This is a genomic window from Aliikangiella coralliicola (assembly GCF_007004725.1).
Lineage (GTDB): Bacteria > Pseudomonadota > Gammaproteobacteria > Enterobacterales > Kangiellaceae > Aliikangiella > Aliikangiella coralliicola.
Genome location: NZ_ML660162.1, coordinates 492,826 through 512,896, shown reverse-complemented (window position 1 = coordinate 512,896; position 20,071 = coordinate 492,826). Strand labels below are relative to the sequence as shown.

At 41.4% G+C, this 20,071-nt stretch carries 23 protein-coding genes; 21 read left to right on the top strand and 2 right to left on the bottom strand.

Translation table 11 applies throughout. The annotated features are described in order from the left end of the window. The first annotated feature begins 122 nt into the window (after window positions 1-122). The 11 genes from FLL46_RS08340 (at window position 123) to FLL46_RS08290 (ending at window position 9,771) form a co-directional block, all read left to right on the top strand. Window positions 123-1,073, top strand: coding sequence for a CHAD domain-containing protein (locus FLL46_RS08340; protein ID WP_142893029.1), 951 nt, complete (start codon window positions 123-125; stop codon window positions 1,071-1,073). 37 nt (window positions 1,074-1,110) lie between these two features. Then, window positions 1,111-2,007, top strand: a complete 897-nt coding sequence (locus FLL46_RS08335) for a DUF350 domain-containing protein (protein ID WP_142893028.1) — start codon at window positions 1,111-1,113, stop codon at window positions 2,005-2,007. 118 nt (window positions 2,008-2,125) lie between these two features. After that, complete coding sequence (locus tag FLL46_RS08330; RefSeq protein ID WP_210418630.1) at window positions 2,126-3,889, top strand: polyamine aminopropyltransferase; 1,764 nt, start codon at window positions 2,126-2,128, stop codon at window positions 3,887-3,889. Window positions 3,890-3,996: 107 nt separating this feature from the next. Further along, window positions 3,997-4,413, top strand: coding sequence for a DUF2170 family protein (locus FLL46_RS08325; RefSeq protein ID WP_142893027.1), 417 nt, complete (start codon window positions 3,997-3,999; stop codon window positions 4,411-4,413). A gap of 20 nt (window positions 4,414-4,433) precedes the next feature. After that, window positions 4,434-5,114 carry a PspA/IM30 family protein gene (locus FLL46_RS08320; protein ID WP_142893026.1) on the top strand — a complete coding sequence of 227 codons (681 nt, stop codon included), beginning with the start codon at window positions 4,434-4,436 and terminating at the stop codon, window positions 5,112-5,114. Window positions 5,115-5,228: 114 nt separating this feature from the next. Further along, on the top strand, window positions 5,229-5,876 hold the full coding sequence (locus tag FLL46_RS08315; protein ID WP_142893025.1) for a hypothetical protein: 648 nt from the start codon (window positions 5,229-5,231) through the stop codon (window positions 5,874-5,876). Between the two features lie 20 nt (window positions 5,877-5,896). Then, complete coding sequence (locus FLL46_RS08310) at window positions 5,897-6,217, top strand: hypothetical protein (protein ID WP_142893024.1); 321 nt, start codon at window positions 5,897-5,899, stop codon at window positions 6,215-6,217. Between the two features lie 10 nt (window positions 6,218-6,227). Then, a complete protein-coding gene (locus tag FLL46_RS08305) occupies window positions 6,228-7,328 on the top strand; it encodes a potassium channel family protein (protein WP_142893023.1) in 1,101 nt (366 codons plus the stop codon). Between the two features lie 11 nt (window positions 7,329-7,339). After that, entirely contained in the window at window positions 7,340-7,774 is a 435-nt protein-coding gene (locus FLL46_RS08300; RefSeq protein ID WP_142893022.1) for a hypothetical protein, read from the top strand. A gap of 60 nt (window positions 7,775-7,834) precedes the next feature. Next, entirely contained in the window at window positions 7,835-8,074 is a 240-nt protein-coding gene (locus FLL46_RS08295; protein ID WP_142893021.1) for a hypothetical protein, read from the top strand. Window positions 8,075-8,172: 98 nt separating this feature from the next. Then, window positions 8,173-9,771, top strand: a complete 1,599-nt coding sequence (locus tag FLL46_RS08290) for an alpha/beta hydrolase (RefSeq protein WP_142893020.1) — start codon at window positions 8,173-8,175, stop codon at window positions 9,769-9,771. 39 nt (window positions 9,772-9,810) lie between these two features. Here the strand turns inward: FLL46_RS08290 and metE are convergent, their stop codons facing one another. Continuing rightward, window positions 9,811-12,126: a 5-methyltetrahydropteroyltriglutamate--homocysteine S-methyltransferase gene (gene metE, locus FLL46_RS08285; protein WP_142893019.1), complete on the bottom strand. Its 2,316-nt coding sequence runs from the start codon at window positions 12,124-12,126 to the stop codon at window positions 9,811-9,813. Between the two features lie 139 nt (window positions 12,127-12,265). Between metE and FLL46_RS08280 the strand changes: the two genes are divergently transcribed. Next, window positions 12,266-13,150 (top strand): LysR family transcriptional regulator, encoded by an 885-nt coding sequence (locus FLL46_RS08280; RefSeq protein WP_142893018.1) that lies wholly within the window; start codon window positions 12,266-12,268, stop codon window positions 13,148-13,150. A 116-nt stretch (window positions 13,151-13,266) separates the two neighbouring features. Further along, complete coding sequence (locus FLL46_RS08275) at window positions 13,267-13,662, top strand: DUF6515 family protein (RefSeq protein ID WP_142893017.1); 396 nt, start codon at window positions 13,267-13,269, stop codon at window positions 13,660-13,662. Window positions 13,663-13,709: 47 nt separating this feature from the next. On the opposite strand, the gene FLL46_RS08270 is transcribed toward FLL46_RS08275, so the two are convergent. After that, window positions 13,710-14,609 carry a LysR family transcriptional regulator gene (locus tag FLL46_RS08270; protein ID WP_142893016.1) on the bottom strand — a complete coding sequence of 300 codons (900 nt, stop codon included), beginning with the start codon at window positions 14,607-14,609 and terminating at the stop codon, window positions 13,710-13,712. 189 nt (window positions 14,610-14,798) lie between these two features. On the opposite strand from FLL46_RS08270, the gene FLL46_RS08265 reads away from it, so the two are divergent. The 8 genes from FLL46_RS08265 to FLL46_RS08230 all read left to right on the top strand — a co-directional run bounded on the left by FLL46_RS08265 (window position 14,799) and on the right by FLL46_RS08230 (window position 20,002). Beyond that, window positions 14,799-15,476 carry a pirin family protein gene (locus FLL46_RS08265; protein WP_142893015.1) on the top strand — a complete coding sequence of 226 codons (678 nt, stop codon included), beginning with the start codon at window positions 14,799-14,801 and terminating at the stop codon, window positions 15,474-15,476. Window positions 15,477-15,523: 47 nt separating this feature from the next. Next, window positions 15,524-16,147, top strand: a complete 624-nt coding sequence (locus FLL46_RS08260) for an isochorismatase family protein (protein WP_210418629.1) — start codon at window positions 15,524-15,526, stop codon at window positions 16,145-16,147. A gap of 7 nt (window positions 16,148-16,154) precedes the next feature. After that, window positions 16,155-16,421, top strand: coding sequence for a putative antibiotic biosynthesis monooxygenase (locus FLL46_RS08255; RefSeq protein ID WP_210418628.1), 267 nt, complete (start codon window positions 16,155-16,157; stop codon window positions 16,419-16,421). Between the two features lie 201 nt (window positions 16,422-16,622). Beyond that, the gene (locus tag FLL46_RS08250) at window positions 16,623-17,780 is read left to right on the top strand and encodes a serine hydrolase domain-containing protein (RefSeq protein WP_142893014.1); all 1,158 of its coding nucleotides are present in this window, start codon (window positions 16,623-16,625) and stop codon (window positions 17,778-17,780) included. 164 nt (window positions 17,781-17,944) lie between these two features. Then, on the top strand, window positions 17,945-18,307 hold the full coding sequence (locus FLL46_RS08245) for an ArsR/SmtB family transcription factor (RefSeq protein WP_210418627.1): 363 nt from the start codon (window positions 17,945-17,947) through the stop codon (window positions 18,305-18,307). Beyond that, window positions 18,291-18,836 (top strand): SRPBCC domain-containing protein, encoded by a 546-nt coding sequence (locus FLL46_RS08240; protein ID WP_142893013.1) that lies wholly within the window; start codon window positions 18,291-18,293, stop codon window positions 18,834-18,836. The genes FLL46_RS08245 and FLL46_RS08240 overlap by 17 nt, the downstream gene beginning before the upstream one ends. A gap of 85 nt (window positions 18,837-18,921) precedes the next feature. Then, window positions 18,922-19,476 carry a DUF5655 domain-containing protein gene (locus tag FLL46_RS08235; RefSeq protein ID WP_142893012.1) on the top strand — a complete coding sequence of 185 codons (555 nt, stop codon included), beginning with the start codon at window positions 18,922-18,924 and terminating at the stop codon, window positions 19,474-19,476. Between the two features lie 88 nt (window positions 19,477-19,564). After that, window positions 19,565-20,002, top strand: coding sequence for a hypothetical protein (locus tag FLL46_RS08230; protein WP_142893011.1), 438 nt, complete (start codon window positions 19,565-19,567; stop codon window positions 20,000-20,002). Window positions 20,003-20,071: the final 69 nt, after the last annotated feature.

Here is a 20,071-nt window from a genome sequence, read left to right as displayed (position 1 = left end):
CTGCAGGTGACTGTCAGGTGTGAGCTGTTTGGTAGGCGTTCGTGTGGAATAGTGACTTAAAACAGGCTATTCAATTGACAGGCGGCTGCACTGATCAGAAGAAAACGAAAACCGGAGGTTGAATGAAATATAAATGGACGATATTTATCGGGCTCTTTTTGCTGATGGGATGTACCAGCAAAACAGAGCAGATGAATCGCTTAATCGAACAGGAAGTGAAGGCTGCTCAAACGAGTATTGATTCACTCCAGAAAGCGCTCGACAGCGGTAGATTATCGAATGCCGTCTTACTCAAAGACTATGCTCAACAAGTGAAAGCGAAAAAGCCCGAGCTGAGTAGCTTGATTGACAACCTGGCGCTCAATGGCCAAAGTCACGGACAATTTGTTCAAACACTTGAAGAGCGGCTTAATCAGGTTCGATCTTCTTCAGGTGCAACGATGCAGCAGTTGGAAAATAATGTCGAAGAATTAGCTTACATTCAAGAAGCTGCTCACATACAAACTTTCAATGATGCACTTTCTGATCCACTTAATGTATTGGCAGACTTATCTGACGGCGCGCTTCCCCGAGTAAAATCAGTGAGCCGGGAAATAGAAAAGTCAGTCAATAAATCGGAAAGTTATGGGGCTGGCTCTCAATTGGTCGGCAATCCTCAATATGGTAACTGGATTACTGGTAGTAATGGGATGAGCTTTTGGGAGTGGTACGGAATGTACGCGTTGTTTTCCAATTTAGCTGATGGCAGACGATACTCCTACGGCAGGTGGTCGCAATCGAGACCTTACTCCTATTACTCTGATTATGGTCGGCATCGATATACCAAACCTTCAACCCGAGTTAAACAACAAAATCTTCAAACAAAAACCGCTAAGTCATTTAGACAACAGGGCAAGCGTTTTACCAGTCCTTATGCGAAAAAAAGAACCGGCGCCAGCCAATTGGCTAAATCCAGTCAGTCGAGACCATCATCAGGCAGTTTTAGAAAAGCGTCGACTTATCGAAGTTCAACATCTAGTTCGAGTCGTCGAAGTAGTTCTCGAACTAGTCGTGGGCCCCGCCGTGGTAAATAAGAAATATATAAAGAATCTATAAAGAGGATTTTCAGGAATGAATTTTAATCACATTGATATTTGGAATTTTCAAGCACTGGCGGTTGACCTGGTAATTGTTATCGCGTTGCTGGTGAGCATGAAGTTTTTGAAAGGTTTCTTCTCCAGCGTTCATGCGACTGAAGAACTTAAAGAAAAGAATAACGCAGCTTTCGGTATTAGTTATGCCGGCGGTATATTAGCGCTTGGGTTTATGTTAACCGGCGCATCATCTGGCGAGTTCGCTGACTCTCTGGCTGACGAAGCGATTAATATGTTGATGTTTGGCCTGTTTGGATTAGTCATGATCATGGCGGGTCGGTTTATTCAGGATAAGTTTGTATTAACCCAATTTGATGTTCACGCAGAGCTGGTTAAAGGTAATCAAGCTAGCGCATTCGTTGATGTGGGCCATATGCTTGCGGTTGGATTAATCGTGCGCGCGGCGATGATTTGGGTGCCTGTGTCCGATTGGCGCATTTTACCGGTATTGTTAGTAGCCTTTGTGTTAGCACAGGTAGTGATGCTGTTTGCGAGTATTTACCGAATTAAATTATTCAAAGCTCGCAACGAAGGCAAAGCTAACTGTTTACAAGCGGCAATTGCGGCAGGAAATGCAGCGCTGGCGCTACGTTATGCTGCTTTTATGGTCGGTGCAGCATTAGCGGTTACTGCGGCGACAGGCGTGGTTCCTTTTACCCTTGAAAATCAGTGGCTGGCTGTTGCTATGTGGGCAGGTATGTCATTGGCTGGAATCATCATTTTTGCGGTACTGGTCATGTTGGTTCGCAAAATTGTCCTGACCGGGATTGATGTTGCAGAAGAAGTTGATCAGCAACAAAATACTGGTGTGGCGGCAATTGAAGGCGCTTTGTTTGTCTCTCTAGGACTCATCCTGGTTGCGTTATTTGGCTAAGGATTTCCCGTGGTTAATCGTTGCCTGAGATTAACCACAAACCCAAATACTCACAGATTAATTCTGCGTTGTTGATTGTGGTCAATGGCTGATCTGTGGGTGTTTTTCTACGAATTGAATGAATATGCAAATTGTTGAAAACCCCAGTCGTCTTAAATTGTTAGGTCATGATGTTTTATTGATTGGCATTATGGCAGTGCTTGCTGGATGCGGCCTGATTTACGAATATCTCCTTTCTCATTATGCCGGTCGCGTCCTTGGAATCATGGAAACAGCTATTTATGCCATGATTGGGCTGATGATCGTTTCTATGGGACTGGGAGCCTTCGCGGCGAAAATTTTTAAGGATCCCTTTACTGCTTTTGCCTGGCTAGAAGCCATTATTGCGTTGATCGGTATGTCTTCCATCATAGTCATTGCTGCGATCATCGCGTTAACCGGCACGCTACCTGAATTAATTGCCGAAACTTATAATCTCCCGCCAGATACGGTTATTGATGGCGGTGTGCTTGAGCAACTGCAAAGCTATGCTACTTTTTTACCCTATGTCGCGGGGTTTCTGCTGGGCTTTTTTATCGGCATGGAAATTCCCCTGATTGCTCGAGTTCGAGAAAAAGTTTACGGAAGGCATCTGGAAAACAATGCGGGAACTATCTATGGTGCCGATTACATCGGCGCTGGTATTGGTGCATTTATCTGGGTGACAATCATGCTTACGCTAGATATTACCATTGCCGGGGTATGGACGGCTGGATTTAATATTGTTGCGGGTTCAATTTTTCTGCTGAGATATTGGCGAGAAATAAAGCGGGCTTGGTGGCTGGTTGTATTACATCTTGTTTTGGTTGTTTTGCTATTTTTTATTGCTGACAGTGGTGCCCGCTGGATGAGCAATTTTTCTAACGTATTATATAAAGATCAGGTTTTTTACCAGGTTAATACGCCTTTCCAAAACATTACGTTTACCCACAGACGGCAGGGCACAGTCGACGAGCCGGTTATTGACATGTATTTAAATGGCAGGCTCCAATTCAGTAGTTCCGACGAGAAAATTTATCACTCAATGTTAACCTACCCGGGGTTAATGGCATCGGCTCGCCATGAGCATGTTCTGGTGATTGGTGGCGGAGACGGACTTGCAGTCAGGGATATTCTTGATTGGTCACCAAAATCGGTAACGCTGGTTGACCTTGACCCTGGTCTTGTGGAATTGTTTTCTAACCGATACGCCAAAAGACACGATGATAAAACTGTCGCTTTACGAGAACAACTACTCAAATTAAACCGGGAAGCCTTTGAGGATCCACGAGTATCCGTTATTTTTGGCGATGCATTTATTGAAATTGACACGCTTTTAAAACAACAGAAACATTTCGATACCATTATTGTTGACTTGCCCGATCCGAGTCATCCCGATTTGAATAAGTTGTATTCGGATCATTTTTACTCACGGCTCAGGCAGTTATTGTCTGGTGATGGTGCTTTAGTTGTGCAGTCAACTTCTCCCTATCATGCCCGAGATGCTTTTATTAGCATCGGTAAAACAGTGAAGCAGGCGGGTTATGAGAATGTTGAACAATATCGGCAGAATGTTCCCAGCTTCGGCGAGTGGGGTTGGACCATTGCGACAAAAATGGGACAGGCTGCAACCACGCGGCTCAAGCGCTATAATGAATTGCCGGTTGCGAATAATTACCTGTCAACAGCCTTGTTGAATGGTTCATTTGCAATGCCTGCTAACTTTTATGAAGATATGGACCTTATTAAGATCAACCAGTTGGGAAGTGGTGTGCTTTATCAATACCACGTTAAAGCCTGGCAGAAAGATACAGGCGTGTATCAATCTGACGCACCCGTTCCTGATCTGGAAGTGACTAATTAACATTAATTTGAGAATGGTGTAATTTTTTAGTTGACATTTTATGTCAATACCACTAATCTTTATCTGAAACGACATTTTATGTCATGAACCAAGAGGAAAACTGAGCAATGTCTTTAAAGGAACTTGCAATTCAACTCAGCGGATACATTCAAGATGGTTATTCATTGGATGTATTACCCATTCAAGAAAACGGTAATGGCGAAATCAGCGTGTTACAGATCACGGTGGAAGGGTTTGATGAATTGCCAATTTTTGTTACATCAACTGACGAACAGATTCTTTGCGTTACCAATCTGTTTCAAAAAGAAGAAGTTAAGCAAGAGCTGCTTGATGACCTTAACGACACCTTATTGCAATTGAGTGTCAATGTACCGCTCAGCTCGTTAGGTAAAATTGATGGGCAGTATGTTCTTTTTGGTGCGATGAGTGTTAACACTTTATTGGACAACATAGCTCATGAATTAGTCGTTCAATCAGAAAACGCATTAGAAGCTTTAGAAGCGTTAGAGGAATTCTTAAATTAGTCTGCAGGAGAAAATAGAGTATGAGTATCTTTAAAAAGTTAGTAACAGCAATTCGAGGTGGCGCACGAGAAATTGGTGAAGCCGTGGTTGATACCAACGCAATTCGAATTCTTGAGCAAGAAATTGTTGATCAGGAAAATGCGATTGCTAAGGCAAAAGATGCGTTGACTGGTGTTATGGCTGATGAATCAAAGACTGCACGCCAGATTAATGCCATAAAAGATAGAATTGGTGAGCATGAAGGCTACGCGACTCAAGCTTTAGAAAAAGGTGATGAAGCATTGGCTTTAGAAGTTGCTGAAAAAATCGCTGAATATGAAAATGAGTTGGCAGAAATGCAACCTGTGCTTGATAGTTACAAGGCAAGTGTACAGAGTTTGAAGGATCAAATTCGTAAAGCTGAAAAATGTATTCAGGAAAACAAGCGCGAATTATCCGTTGTTAAAACTACTGAAAGTGTGCAGAAAGCTCGCGTATCAGTTAACTCGTCACTGTCATCGGGTGTTTCAAAATCGTCTGCCGCTAGAGAGTCTTTGAATCGAATTAAAGAACGTCAACAGCGAACGGAAGATAAAATAAAAGCGTCCGAAGAGCTGAATGCTGAAAATACTGATGCAGCGTTAAAGAGTAAATTAGAAGCTGCCGGTATCGGTAAAACCAAGTCACAGGCAAGCGATATCCTGGCTCGCTTAAAGAAGTAAGCTTGTTTATGTCAGCAAAAAAGGTATTCAATTTGAATACCTTTTTTTGTCCTTAATTAACTCGGATATGTGATTAGTTTTAATATTTTGACAATTTATTGAAAGGAAATAACCATGTTGAAAAAATGGTTCGGTAAGAAAGAAGAAACAGTAAGAAAATTAGAACGACCAGAAGATCTGAAAGTTGGCGATATGTTCGAGCTGGTTGATTCTTTCGGACTTCCGCGGGAGCTCAGGGGTCAATCTTTCCGAATTGCTGAAATTAACAGCTATGAATATCAACATGAAAAAGAAACTGAGTTTCTTTTAGAAGGGCCTTCCGGCGAAGCCTTTCATATGACGATTGAAAACGATGATGGCGAGCGTTGGGTTAACTTCACCGTGAAAGTAGAGCGAGACGAAGTTGAAAGTCTTTTTGATATGGATGCTTTTTCACAGGTTTTTGACGAAGAGCCCGGTAATCCTGTCATTAATGTTGTCAATGAAAGTAATGATTATGAGCGCTGGCTGGCGGAATCATATCGAATTGAAGGTGATTGGAGCCGAGGTTATTTTCATAAGGGAGATTACCGAAGTAAAACTTATTCGAAATATGAAGAAGATGAGAAAGGAGAACCCTTTGAATGTGTTTCACTGGTATCCGACGATGATATGCATTCAGTAGAAATTTCTGTCTGGTCTGACGGAGAAACAGAAGTTAATTTATGTGTCACGCGGCCAATTGCTGACATTAAAGAACTTTATGGAAAAACCTCCACTTAAAAGCGATAGGAGGCCGCTTAATGTTAGACAAAAATACTAAATGGGAAAAACAGGCGAAGGCAGCTAAAGCCACTCAGGTTGCCTTTGATGTTAGTGAAACTGTTCATAAAAACATTCAAAAGCAATCCGTTGATCATCAATTAAAACCCTCCGATTTTATTCGCAAAATGCTTGGATTAGAATATAAAGCAAAAAAAGTCAGGCCACGACTGACTGTTACTTTAAGCGAAGAAGATTATCAAAAACTTGGTGAACTATTCAGTATCGATCCCAACGATCATATTGCAATCAAACATGCGGTAGCGAAGAAACTAATAGAAGTGGTAGAGAATAAAGGTTAGGGAGTAAGCATTGAGGTTATTTACCAAGATCTTTCGGCGACGGCGACAATGGTATGCGAAAGGGTTAATTAGTAATTCAAAACATAGAATCCGTTATTTATTACTTTTAGTCGTTGTTATTATATTAATTCACAGCTTTGCGATGGTGATATTTGAAGGACTTACCATTGGAGACGCGCTGTGGTTAAGTTTAACGACGATTAATACCACCGGTTATGGTGATTTAAGTAGCACTTCTTTTTTAGGGCGGTCGGCGACAGTTTTATTGATGTACATTTTGGGTATTACTGTAATGGCCCAAGCCGCTACGGAATTTATCGAATATAAACTTGAGCAAAAAGATCAAAAAATTAAAGGTCATTGGAACTGGAATACAATGAAAAATCATATTGTCATCATTCATACACCAAAGCTTAACCCAAAACTTTATCTTGAGCGCCTTGTTTCGCAGATAAAGAAAACCCCAAGTTTGTCCGAGCGACCAATTTGTATAGTCACCGAGAGATTTGCCGAAGGCCTCCCGTTAACTTTACGAGAGCAAAATGTCGTGCATGTTCATGGCGAAGGCCGCGATGAAGTCGCATTGAATAATGCAAATGTGAGTGAAGCCAGTAAAATTATATTATTGTCATCTGATAGTGCCAATAGCGCATCCGATTCTATCGTATTAGACGTATTGCTTCATTTCCAGGAACTCAATCTTGACGCTTTTATTGTGGCTGAAGCGGTGAAAGATACTAATAGAGAACGCTTTTTAAATCTTGGTGTTAATTCAGTTTTACGCCCAATTCGAGCGTATCCCGAGTTAATCGTTAGAACCCTGGAAGCGCCGGGAACAGAAAAACTTCTGGAAAACCTTTTTTCACTAGAAGGCGATCGCGCTATCAGGTTTGATTATGAATTTGCAACGGAGAAATGGTCTGACATAGCCTGTCGAGTGATGCATAAAGGTTTGGGCACACTGGTTGGTTATGTTGATGAAAACGATAAAGTCTGGACAAATCCTCCGCCTTTTAAACCGGCGAAAGGAAAGGCGTTATTGCTTTTGGTTCATCACAAACATATTCCCAGTCATGAGCAACTGGTTTCATCCGTTAGCAGTGAAGTATAAAGGAGAATTATATGCATAAACCTAAAGGCGCAGGCGGCACTAGTGGTGGTGTCGGTCGGTATCTCATTGGACTGATCATGATGAGCGTTGGTGGCTACTTGTTTTTATCGAAAATTATGGTAACTACAGGCGCTTTTTCCCGTGGCTTTGGCATGGGGACTCATTTGTATAGTATTGGTGGCGGTTTTGGCGTCACCGGCGGAATGATATTGATCCCATTTTTTATCGGTATCGTTATGATTTTCTGGAATAGTAAAAATATTCTGGGTTGGTTATTAAGTGGTTTGAGTATTGTGGCATTAATTGCCGGCATTATTGCCAATATTCGCATGACTCTAGTTCCCATGAGTGCTTTTGATATTATTGTATTAATCGTGCTAATGGCAGGTGGTGCCGGAATGTTTTTTAGTTCACTGAAAAACTTTGACAGTGAAGGGCAGCAATAAATTACAAAGATTAACCGTTGTAAAAACTGATAATTACATTAAACAAAAAGGAAAAGAACTATGGCAGAATCAAGAGATTATCTAGAACTGAGCTTTCGCTCTATAGAGTGTTTTGCAGATGATGGAAAACTCGATGCGGCTGAATTGGGTAAATTACTCGATATCGCGGAAAAGGACGGCGAAATTGATCAAAATGAAATCAGAGTTTTAAATAATATTATTTCAAGAATTAAGCCTCACGAAGTCGACGAAGCAATGAAAATGAAGTTGGAAGAAGTGTCGAAAAAAATTGCGATGTAATTTCCCATAGTTAATACGCGATGTTTATGTAATTAACTTCCCTTGAATTACCTATATTCTTCATTGAAGTAAACTTGTTGGATGGAGTTCTAACAAAAATGAAATTGCCGATAATCGGTTTGGTGATAGCGCTGCTATTGAGCTCATGCACCTACCTGAAATATGCCTCCATCCAATCCGAATACGCCCGTATCCAAAATGCTGAACCCGGTCAGTTAAATCTAAAACATATGATAGATAAGGAAACTTATTTTGTCATTGGTAAAACTGTTAAGGGAGCCTGTCGATGTGTGAACTTGCAGATGGCGGTGTCGGCATATTCGGATAAGTTCAAGCGAAATGAGAGAGTCGATACAATGTATTTTGCCAGTTATGAAACTCATTTCGGGCTTAATTTACCCGAAGGAGATTATGACCTGCTGGTATTTGCAGATAAAAACGAGAACAAGATTTTTGAAAAAACTGAAATAGTTGGGCGCCAGTCAATCGCGTTAAATAACGCCGCCGCACCTGAAAATGTGCTGAATCACGTTGAAGTTAAACTTGAAGAATCTATATCGGTTGACTGGGCAGAGAGTATTCCTTTTCCGAAAGTTAACGAACCTCAAAAATCACTTTTTTACCCTGGCGGCACACTAAGAAGTTTGGACGACTTAATATTTGATAAAGGCGTTGTGACTCTGGGAATGTACGATCCTGCTTCTTTTTTAGAAAAAGCACCTACCATGTTTTATGCACTTGAAGAAGATTTATCGTTTAAGATCCCTGTGGTTTTTGTACATGGAATAAATGGTAGCCCCCGTGAGTTTGAATCTATGGTCGATAGCCTTGATCGCAGAAAATACAAACCCTGGTTTTTCTATTATCCCTCTGGCGGTGATCTGGAACAGTTGGCAGAGTTATTTTATAACGTATTTATTTCAGGCGAGGTTATTCCTCTAAATCGACAACCAATGATAATCGTTGCTCACAGTATGGGCGGATTGGTTGTACGAGAAGCGATGAATCGATACGAGGGAAATGAAAGAGAAAATAAAGTGAGGTTGTTGGTTACTATTGCCAGTCCTTTCGGAGGTCACGCTGCTGCCGCGTCTGGTGAAAAGCATGGGTTAATTGTATTACCTGCATGGAGGGACTTAAACCCTGATAGTCGTTTCATAAAACAGCTCTATCGAAAAAAATTGCCGGACTTTGTTACTCATCAACTTATTTATGCTTATCGAAATCCTGATACATTTAAGTTTGGGGAGAATAGTGATGGCGTCGTGTCATTATCAAGCCAATTGTACCCAAAGGCGCAACAGCAGGCCGCTCAGCAGTTTGGGTATGATAGTAGCCATGCCGGTATTCTGAAAAATCAGGAAATGATTAATCGACTTATGGCGCAGTTTAACCAAGTCAAAAATATTTTTCCTGATCCCCACATCAAGTTACTCGCTGAAGGCGGATTTAATACAAATTTAAGTAATGATTATAGTCCTGTTACTCAACATGTAATTCGTTCGGCTGGTAAGTACCTCGTGTTGTTAGTCAATGGAGTAATTGAACCTGTTCACGAAGATTTAGAACATTTCAAACGTGCCGTTGAGGGTAAGACAGCACCGGTTAATGATGTTGAAAGAGAATTTATCATTTTTATGAAAGAACACCATGAGATGATTGAACGTGTCTTAGACAACAATTCGGTAACACATTAAATTCCATGATGTTCTGGTTGATTCAGTTTATCTCCAAAGTCAATTTATATTTTCCCTTAACACTTTGGCGGCACTAACCATATTTTTTAGCGAGCTGGTAACTTCTTGCCAGTTCCTGGTTTTCAAACCGCAATCGGGATTAACCCAAAGTCTATCCGCTGAGATCCGTTCTGACGCCTTTTCTAACAAACTAGTGATATCGGAAACAAACGGAATATTCGGTGAGTGAATATCATATACTCCGGGGCCGATCTCATTGGGATAATTAAAGTTTTCAAATGCCGTTAGTAATTCCATATCTGACCGTGATGTCTCTATGGTGATGACATCTGCGTCTAGATCAGCGATAGACTGAATAATATCGTTGAATTCAGAGTAACACATATGAGTGTGGATTTGCGTTTCATCCTGAACGCCGTTCGCGGATAAGCGAAACGCGTTAACCGCCCAGTCGAGATATGTTTGCCATTCATTTTTTCTTAATGGCAAACCTTCTCTAAGTGCCGGTTCGTCAATTTGAACTATGTTGATGCCCGCCGATTCCAGGTCCAGCACTTCTTGTCGAATTGCCAGCGCCAGTTGTAAACAGGTTTCTGAGCGAGGTTGATCGTCACGTACAAAAGACCAGTTCAACATGGTAACCGGCCCGGTTAACATGCCTTTCATCGGTTTGTCAGTTAAGGATTTTGCGTAACTTGTCCAATCTACAGTAATTGGTTTGGGTCGCGAAATGTCACCGAAAATAATGGGGGGCTTGACGCATCGAGAACCATAAGATTGCACCCAACCAAATTGGGTAAATGCATATCCGTTGAGTTGTTCGCCGAAATATTCAACCATATCATTTCGTTCGGCTTCGCCGTGAACCAGTACATCAAGCTCTAATAACTCTTGTTCTTGAACACAGCGTTTTATTTCCTGTTTCATGGCCAGTTGGTAGTCATCTTGACTCAACTCGCCAATTTTAAATTGGCGTCTGGTTCGACGAATTTCCTGTGTCTGCGGAAATGAACCGATAGTCGTCGTCGGGAACTTGGGCAAATTGAGTTTTTTTCGTTGGTTTTGCGCGCGTTCTTGATAGTGTGAATCACGTTGCCCCATGTCGCTATTAATAGCGGCAACTGCTTTTTTGACTGCCTCGTTGTGGACTCTTTGAGAAAGGTTTCGACTATCAATTGCTTCCTTGTTGTTTGCCAGGATCTCTGCGACAGAATCTCTGCCGTTGTTAAGTGCGCTACCGAGTGTTTCTAGCTCAAGCAATTTTTGTTTTGCGAAGGCTAGCCAGCTACTAATTTCACTATCAATATTTTGTTCATTATTAAGATCAACCGGAACATGTAACAGCGAACAGGAAGGCGCCAGCCAGAGTCGATCACTCAACTGGGAGTGAATGGGCTCTAACCAGTCAAGTAGTTGGTTGAGATCAGATTTCCAGATGTTCCTCCCATTAATGATGCCTAACGAGATAACTTTATTTTTAGGAAAGTCATTGATTAATTCACTCACTTCATGTCGGGTTGTTTCACATTTGAAGTTTGATGCATCGAGATGAATACCTTGAACCGGGAGCTGTTTTACTAACTCAATATTTTCTTTTAGTCGGCCAAAATAAGTTGTTATCAATAAATTGGGCAATCGGCTGGAATTTGATAAATGCTGATAAGCTGTTTTAAACGCTTCTTGCCATGCCTTGTTTAACTCTGTGACTAGTATGGGCTCATCAATTTGAACCCAGTCGATTCCTAATTCTGCAAATTCTGTAAGGAGCTGCTGATAAACCGGCAGTAAATTATGCAATAGATTAAGTTTTTCTTGATCGTTGATTGACTGGTTTTGTTTTAGTTTTCCTAACCACAGATAAGTCAACGGGCCGATGATCACCGGCTTGGTCTTGAGCCCTAACTGCTGGGCTTCTCGACATTGAGCGATAAGGCGTGTTGGATTGAGCTTAAATTCAGTTTCATTATCAAATTCGGGAACAATGTAATGATAGTTGGTATCAAACCATTTAGTCATTTCTGCAGCCGGAACAACATGATCTTTTTGATCGGCGGGAGAGCGTCCTCTGGCTGCTCTGAAGTAAGAATCTAGCTCACTACCCTCAAGCTGAGTGACTCTCGCAGGTATATTGCCCAACGTAAAACTCATATCTAAAACTTGATCATATAGCGAAAAATCGCCGACAGGTACCCAGTCCAAATTCGATTGCTGCTGCCAGTGTTTTTGCCGTAATTCTATCGCCTGGGCTGTTAATGACTGTGCGTCGATTTGACCACTCCAATAAGATTCTAAAGCAAGTTTTAATTCACGATTTGCACCAATTCTGGGAAAGCCAAGATTATGTAATTGAGCCACAACAATTTCTCCGTTGAAAAAATAGTAGCTTAGCGGTTTAAAATCATGAAAAATAATGGTATTTATTCAATTATTAATGAATATTATTCATGGTTTGTCGGCTCAACGAATCGACCGATCAACCATCAGGGTTTTGTCTATGTTAGAAAGATCACATCTTGCCATTATCAGGGCTGTTGTTGCTAAAGGAACACTGACAGAAGCGGCTGATAGCCTCTGCTTATCGCAGTCTGCTTTGAGCCATGCGATAAAAAAACTGGAACATCAAATGGGGACTTCTATCTGGGTGAAGGAGGGGCGACGTTTACGTTTAACAGAATCGGGTGAATATTTAAATATTCTGGCCAAACGATTGCTGCCCCAATTTGAGTTTGCAGAACAGACCATGCATCAATATTCTCAAGGTTTGAAAGGTATATTACGAATTGGTATCGAGTGCCACCCTTGCAATCACTGGCTATTTAAAGTCGTTGCGCCCTTTCTTAAGCAATGGCCGGATGTTGATGTGGATGTCAAACAACAGTTCCAATTTGGCGGAATTGGTGCACTATATGCCCATGAAATTGATGTGCTTATTACGCCAGATCCACTGTTAAAAAGAGGACTGACTTTTACCCCGGTTTTTGAATACGAACTCATGCTGGTTGTGTCTAAGGACCATCCGTTAGCCAGTGAGAAATGTGTTTTACCGCAGCAGATTGTCGACGAAACCTTAATTACCTATCCGGTAGAGGTGGAGCGATTGGATATTTTTAGTCAATATCTGTTGCCCGCGAATTGCCGTCCGTATAAACACAAGACCTTTGAGACAACAGAGATTATTTTGCAGATGGTACTGTCCGGCCGGGGGATTACTGCTTTACCCAACTGGTTGTTCGATGACTATGCGAAAACAATGGATATCCAGAGTATTCAATTAGGTAAAGCCGGTGTGCATAAACAGATTTTTGTGGGCACTCGAAGTGGTGATGTTGACCCTGAATATGTTCGTTCCTTTGTAGAGATTTCTACCGGCCACCATTGACCTTGTCAGCCTGAGGACCGGGCTGCCTTTACGTATTTTTACAAAGTTGCATGTCAACAATAGTCGGTGTCGACACGTTTATGGGTTATCGATTCATTAATTCAGCGGTAATTTATATGACAAAAATAAGCCTCCAACGTGTGACCTGTGTTTTTATGGTATCTATTTTAATGTCTGCTTGTGTCGTTCATCACCCGGTCCATCGGCATCCTGGTAAACATCGCACAAAGGTTGTGGTGAAAGCCCCTAAAACAGTTCATATTGTTAGCGTGCCCAAAACCGCTCATCGCGTTCACTGGCAAGGTCATTCCTATTACGTGCATAAGGGTCTGTTTTATAAATCACACAAACATGGTTATATTAAAGTGGTGCCGCCGGCCGGATTAACTATCAAAGTGCTACCTGCAGGATTTGTGAAAGTTAAACACAGAGGGCGATGGCACTTTCATCACAACGGCGTTTACTTGCGATGGAATACTGGTTTAAAGGCTTATGTAGTTGTCGGAGGATAGTAATCAAGTTGATCCATCATTAGCAGTAATCATCTGTTTTAAAAAACTTAATGTTTTAAACTTTCGATGAGGTAGTCAATGAATACTCTGACTTTAGGTGTCGCGCCTTTATGACTGGGGAACAAAGCATAAATATCAACAGTTTTAAAGGCCCAGTCAGGTAACACGCGGACTAGCTTACGCTCGTTAATTGCCTGTCGGCAAATATAACTGGGTAATCTGGCAATTCCTGCGCCGTTAATTGCCATTTTGCGTAGCACAGTAAAATCATCGCATATAAAAGCTGGTTTAAAATCAACAATTGATTCTTTTTTGTTATTTTCAGCCTGGTTTTTTAACAGTCGCCATTGTGGTTTTTGACTGACAGTGCTTGCATGTAAACATTGATGATGGCTAAGGGCATCAGGGTTGGTTAGCTTTGGTTTGCGTTTTAAATATTCAGGACTGGCAAACAACATCAATTCGCTTTGACACAATCGCCGTGCAACCAGGTTAGAATCCTTTAAATCTCCAACGCGTAAAACTAGATCAAAACCTTCTTCAATGACATCGACTCTGCGATTGGTTAGCTGTAAATTCAATGTTACCTGTGGATACTTCTGTTGAAACCCGTGCAAGTGCCGTGAAATGAAATTCTGGCCCACTGTAATCGATGCACATATATTCAACTGCCCTATTGGTGATGCCGCCATTTTATCAATTGAAAGTCTGGCGCTTTCAATTTCTTCTTGAATGCGTACGCAATGTCGATAGTAGATTTCACCTATTTCAGTCAGATGCAACTTTCGGGTTGAGCGCTCAAGTAATCGTACCCCTAAATGTTCTTCAAGCCTTGAAACTTTACGACTGATGTTGGATTTGGGTAATTCATAAGCGTTTGCAGCAGCAGTAAAACTCCCCTTATCAACCACGCTGGCAAATACCATCATATCGTTCAAATTAGCCATATTGTTACCTCAAGTAGAACAGTGGTTTACTTTTTAACTTATATATCAAAATAACGCAACAGCGTATTCTGTTAATCAAACAACGGGTTATTAAGCGTCAGTTTAAAAATGAGCGCATTAACTTAAAGATTAGTGCTCGGCAAATCATCAAGATCAGCAAGCCGAGTGAGTTAACGGAGGAATCTTCCAATGAAATTACTGCATTATGATCAACTACCACAAGGTGGTTTCGCAGGGTTAAAAGAGCGCCGTATCGTAACAGACAGTCGAGCGTTCGGCTCAAGTAAACATCCATTAGCGGCGGAAGGTATCGGAAATTTTATTTACCTGGCCGATGCACAGTTTTTACCCCATGGAGAAACAGGTATGCACCCTCATCATGAAATTGATGTTATTTCAGTCATGGTTGAAGGGCGCGTGTCTCATCAAGGTTCATTGGAACATGGTAAAGGGTTGGAATCAGGTTATGTGCAGGTTCAACGTGCCGGTGCTGAAGGGTTTTCACATAACGAAGTAAACCCTGACGACGCTGAAAACCGCATGATTCAGTTATGGGTGATGCCAGACAAGCGTGGTGAGGCTGCTGGTTATAAAGTCTATCAACCGTCAGAAGGTGGTGTAACCCGAATCTATGGTGGAAAAGAGGCGCAAAAGGACACTTTTTATAGTGAAACGCTGATAGATATTGCTGTGCCAACCAAAGGTCAGATTATTGAGCAGGAAGGTGAAGTGATGGTCTACCTCACCAAAGGCGAAGGCATCGTCAATGATAGCCGAATTACTGCCGGCAGCTTGATTAGAACCAGCAATCTTCATTTTCAAGCAGTGGCGAGCTCACAATTAATTTTAATTTATACCCATCAGTAAAATCTTACTGGTGAACTGAATAGAGAAAGATTTAAACAGAGGACAATATGATGACAGATAGAAAATATGCAGAAATGTTAACACCTGACAATGCCGTGCTAGCTATGATCGACCATCAAACGGGTTTAATGGTTGGTTTGGGCGATGAACACCCAACTGTCTTGAAAAATAACATTCTAGGATTAATTAACACTGCTAAAGCTGTTGATTTACCATCCGTGATAACTGCCAGTATGCCGCAGGGACCGAATGGTCCTGTCATGCCAGAAATTCCTGAAATTCTGGGGAGTGAAGTCGTTGAACGTGAAGGAGAAATAAATGCCTGGGATAGCATTGCTTTTAAAAACGCGATAGAAGCAACAGGTCGAAAGAAAATTATTATGGCTGGCATTGTTACTGATGTTTGTCTGTTGTTTCCGGCCTTGTCGGCTGTCGCCGAAGGGTATGATGTTTATGCAGTTATTGATGCTTCGGGTACCTGGAACAAAACGGTTCAGGAAGTGACGATGCACCGATTAACTCAGGCCGGCGTAAAAGTGACTACATGGGCTTCGGTTCTTGCGGAATTAATGAATGATTGGCGACACCCCCATGGCGATGCGCTTGGAAGGGTATTAGCCGAGCACACGACCAAGTATGGTTATGTCATGAATAGCCACTTCGCGAAATAAATTGATAATGGCTAAGCCTATTTCAAATAAACCAGAGAAGCGGCCAAATAAACATTTGATCGCTTTTCTTACTTTTGTTGCGTTGTTGCCTCTGGTTTATTTTATTCCACCTTGGGTAGGAACGTATATCAGCAATGACCATTTTTGGATAACTTTAATTTCGGTAGCACTTATTGTACCCATTATTTCTTATGTGGTTATGCCAATGATGTTCTATGCAATTAATTACTTTTCTGCAAAGATTACAGAGTTAATTACTGCCAAAACGAATTAGTTATTGCTGATAACTTAACCTGAACTTTTATCAATCCGGTAATGTATGCTTACTCTATTAATTTCTTAATATATTGTAAGATGAGCCTACTAACTTTGATTACTGTGGTTGACTGATAGAAGGGCCTGTTGATATTGAGATTTCGCAGAGTTCAAATCTTGAGGTTGGCCAGCGTAAAATATGCACTGGAATGACTTTTAAATGCTTCAATATTTCAATAAAAACAACGTTACTGTTTTATCTGTCAGCTTCTCATTATTGATCATTTTATCAGTTGTGGCGCTATTAAAGATTGCAGTGTTTGAGCGAAAGCCGAGAAATTTTAGTGAAAAAGTTTCAGAAGCACGTTCTATTTTTCAAAAATTAGCGAGCGGTTATCCAAGCTTGAGCGTGGCTGTTGTTGAAAATGGAAAAACGATCTGGAGAGAAGCACAAGGGTTTGCAGATATTGAAGAAAGACGGCAAGCCACTCCAGACACGATCTATCCAATTTACAGCATATCAAAAGGTTTCTCCGGTATCTTAGCTGCAGTAATGCAAGCACAAGGTAAACTCGATATTGAAAAGTCTGTTCGAGTTTACTTACCTGATTTACCGAATCACTATCAGGACGTCACCGTCAAACATTTACTGGGCCACACCGGGGGAGTCCGGCACTACCGGGATGCTGGTAAAAATTACCCACCTGATGGAGAGTGGATGGATATAGCTAACCGTCACTGTGAAAATCCGAACGACATTTTACCTTTATTTATTGACGATGAACTGGTTTCAACACCCGGTGATTATAAAAATTATTCGACATTCGGTTATGTTTTATTGAGTGCCGCATTAGAAGCGGCAGGCGATAAGAAATATACCGAATTGATGCAAACTCTGATTTTTGAAAAAGCTGGGGCCAATCGGATGTATCTGGATCAAGCTAATCATGGCACCGAAGAGCGTGCATCACTTTATCGGATTGGTGAGAGGGATTATCAAGCAATTCCTCCAATTGATAACAGCTGTCGATTCGGTGGCGGCGGTTTTGTTGCCACGGCAACCGACTTGGCGTTAATTGGTAGTGTTTATGCCGCTGGTGGATTAGTTGATGAGAATCAAATGCGAAGAGTAGCGACGCCAATAATTCCACGTAAGGAAAATTCTTCTACCGGGTATGGATTTAGCGTTAGTAAAATGGAATCGGCAGGACAGAAAATAAATATTTTGACTAACGGTGGGTCGGCCCTTGGTGCGCGAGCTTACCTTTACATTATTGAAAATAAAAGGATTGCTGTTGCTTTGACAGGCAATGTCAAAGGTGCAGAAATGGATGAACAGGCCGAGAAAATAGCGAAAATTTTTGCTGATTTGGATTAGCCGCAATTTATAGTAAACCCTCTTTCATAACAATTCTTGACCTTCACCAGAAAGCGATCTATATTATGTAACCATATGGTTACATAAGAAACAATTCAAGCCTTGCTTCGGTTGCCTGGTTGAATTAGCAATATTTCAGGAAGTCAGCTATTGGAAAATGGAAAATGGTAGAAATCGCTGAAGTGGATGAGATGGATGCTATCTTCCACGCGCTAGCACACCAGGTACGTCGTCAGATTCTGGATTTTGTGACAGAAAATCCGGGATGCCAGAGCGGTGAAATTTGTGAACAATTCACAATTAGTCGCATTGCCGTAAGCAAACATATAAAAATTCTGGAAAAAGCGGATCTGGTTGTGATCGAAAAAGCAGGGCGAGCCCGCTTACACTATTTCAATTCGATACCAATACAGGCGATATATGACCGTTGGACCAATGAATATAGCCATTTTTTTGCACATAAACTCAATGCATTTAAACATCAGTTAGAACAAGAAGAAGAGGATACTAATGAAAAGATTGCCTAAGAGCGTTTATAAAGTTGTCATCAAAGCGCCGATTGAAAAAGTTTGGCAAGAACTTACCAAAAAGGGAGGATTGTGCGCCCATTTTTTTAATGCAAAATTGGACACGCCCGGATTAGCGGTCGACGCACCGGTAAGAATGCGTTCTAAAGACGGAAAATATACATCCGTAGTAGGTGAAGTGCTTGAGTGGGATCCACCTTATGTTTATTCGCACAGTTTTAAATTTACTAACCTTGACGATCCTTACTGCAAAGTAACTTACCGGCTTAAGGAAGTTGATGGCGGAACAGAATTCACCTTAATCAACGAAAATGTGCCAGCTGGTACAAAAACAGCCGATTATATGGACCAGGGTGGAACCTTTATTACAGAGACATTAAAAGAAGTTATTGAAACGGGAAGACCGTCATTTAAACATCGCTTTATTTTGAAAATGATCGGACTCACTGCCTTTATGACTCCCGCAATTTGCAAAAGTGAAAATTGGCCTTTTGACAAAAAAGGAGATTATGACGAGCAGAATTTATAAATAGCAGGTAGTTAATCAATCAAGAATGATCACCATTTAATTGAATACTTTATCTAATTGAACGCTTTTACCAAGGAGAGTACAGATGGCAAGTCCAGAAGAAATGGCAGCAAGCATGCGCAATAATTTAGCTGAAAAAACCGGAAAAAATTTTGATGAGTGGCAAGTGGTTGTTGCCCAGTCAAAATTGGAAAAACATGGGCAAATAGTAAAAATGTTAAAAGCCGACCATCAGGTGACCCATGGTTTTGCCAATCTGATTGCACATGATTTTCTCAATGCTAATAGCGGTAGTGAAGAGCCAGATCTTATCGCCGCACAATACTCCGGAGCGAAACAAGATCTAAAAATCATTTATGATGCTCTGATCGAAAAAGTTTCAAAGTTTGGTGACGTTGAAGTCTCACCCAAAAAAGCTTATGTCAGTTTACGTCGCAAAAAGCAGTTCGCAATCATTCAGCCATCGACCAAAACGCGCGTTGATGTCGGCATTAATCTCAAAGGCGAAGCACCGACCGAAAGGTTAGAAGCGTCTGGAAGTTTTAATGCAATGGTATCTCATCGGGTCAGAGTTACCGATTTGAGCCAGGTTGATAACGAGCTGGCCAACTGGCTCAAACAGGCTTATGAGCTAAGCTAGTTTTGTATATTAATTTTTATTTCCACTGCGAAATAATAATTGAAAAAACAGATTGACTCTATTAATAACAGAAAAACGGAGGACTAAGATGTCAGAACAACAGAACATAAAATTGCCAACCTGGTTCTGGGTTGTATCCGGTCTAGCACTGGTGTGGAATCTTCTTGGCGTAATGGCATTTGTTGGGCAAATGATGATGACTCCTGAAATGATGGCTGAATTGCCACAGGCGGAGCAAGAACTTTATGCAGCAACGCCTGCCTGGGCAAATATCGCGTTCGGATTCGCCGTTTGGGGTGGTGCGTTAGGAGCCGTCGCGCTACTGATGAAAAAATCCTGGGCTACACCGCTATTTATCATTTCACTCACAGCGGTTTTAGTTCAAATGTATTATGCATTTTTTATCAGCAAGTCATTTGAAGTATTTGGACCTGGTCGTATGATTATGCCGGTGATGGTTATTGTAATTGCCATTGCGCTTGTCTGGCTTTCGAATAAAGCAAAATCCGACGGCTGGATCTCTTAACCGATTATATTCGAGATAAATAAAAACTGAAGAGGCCAATTATTGTAGGTTGGGTTGCAAAACCCAACG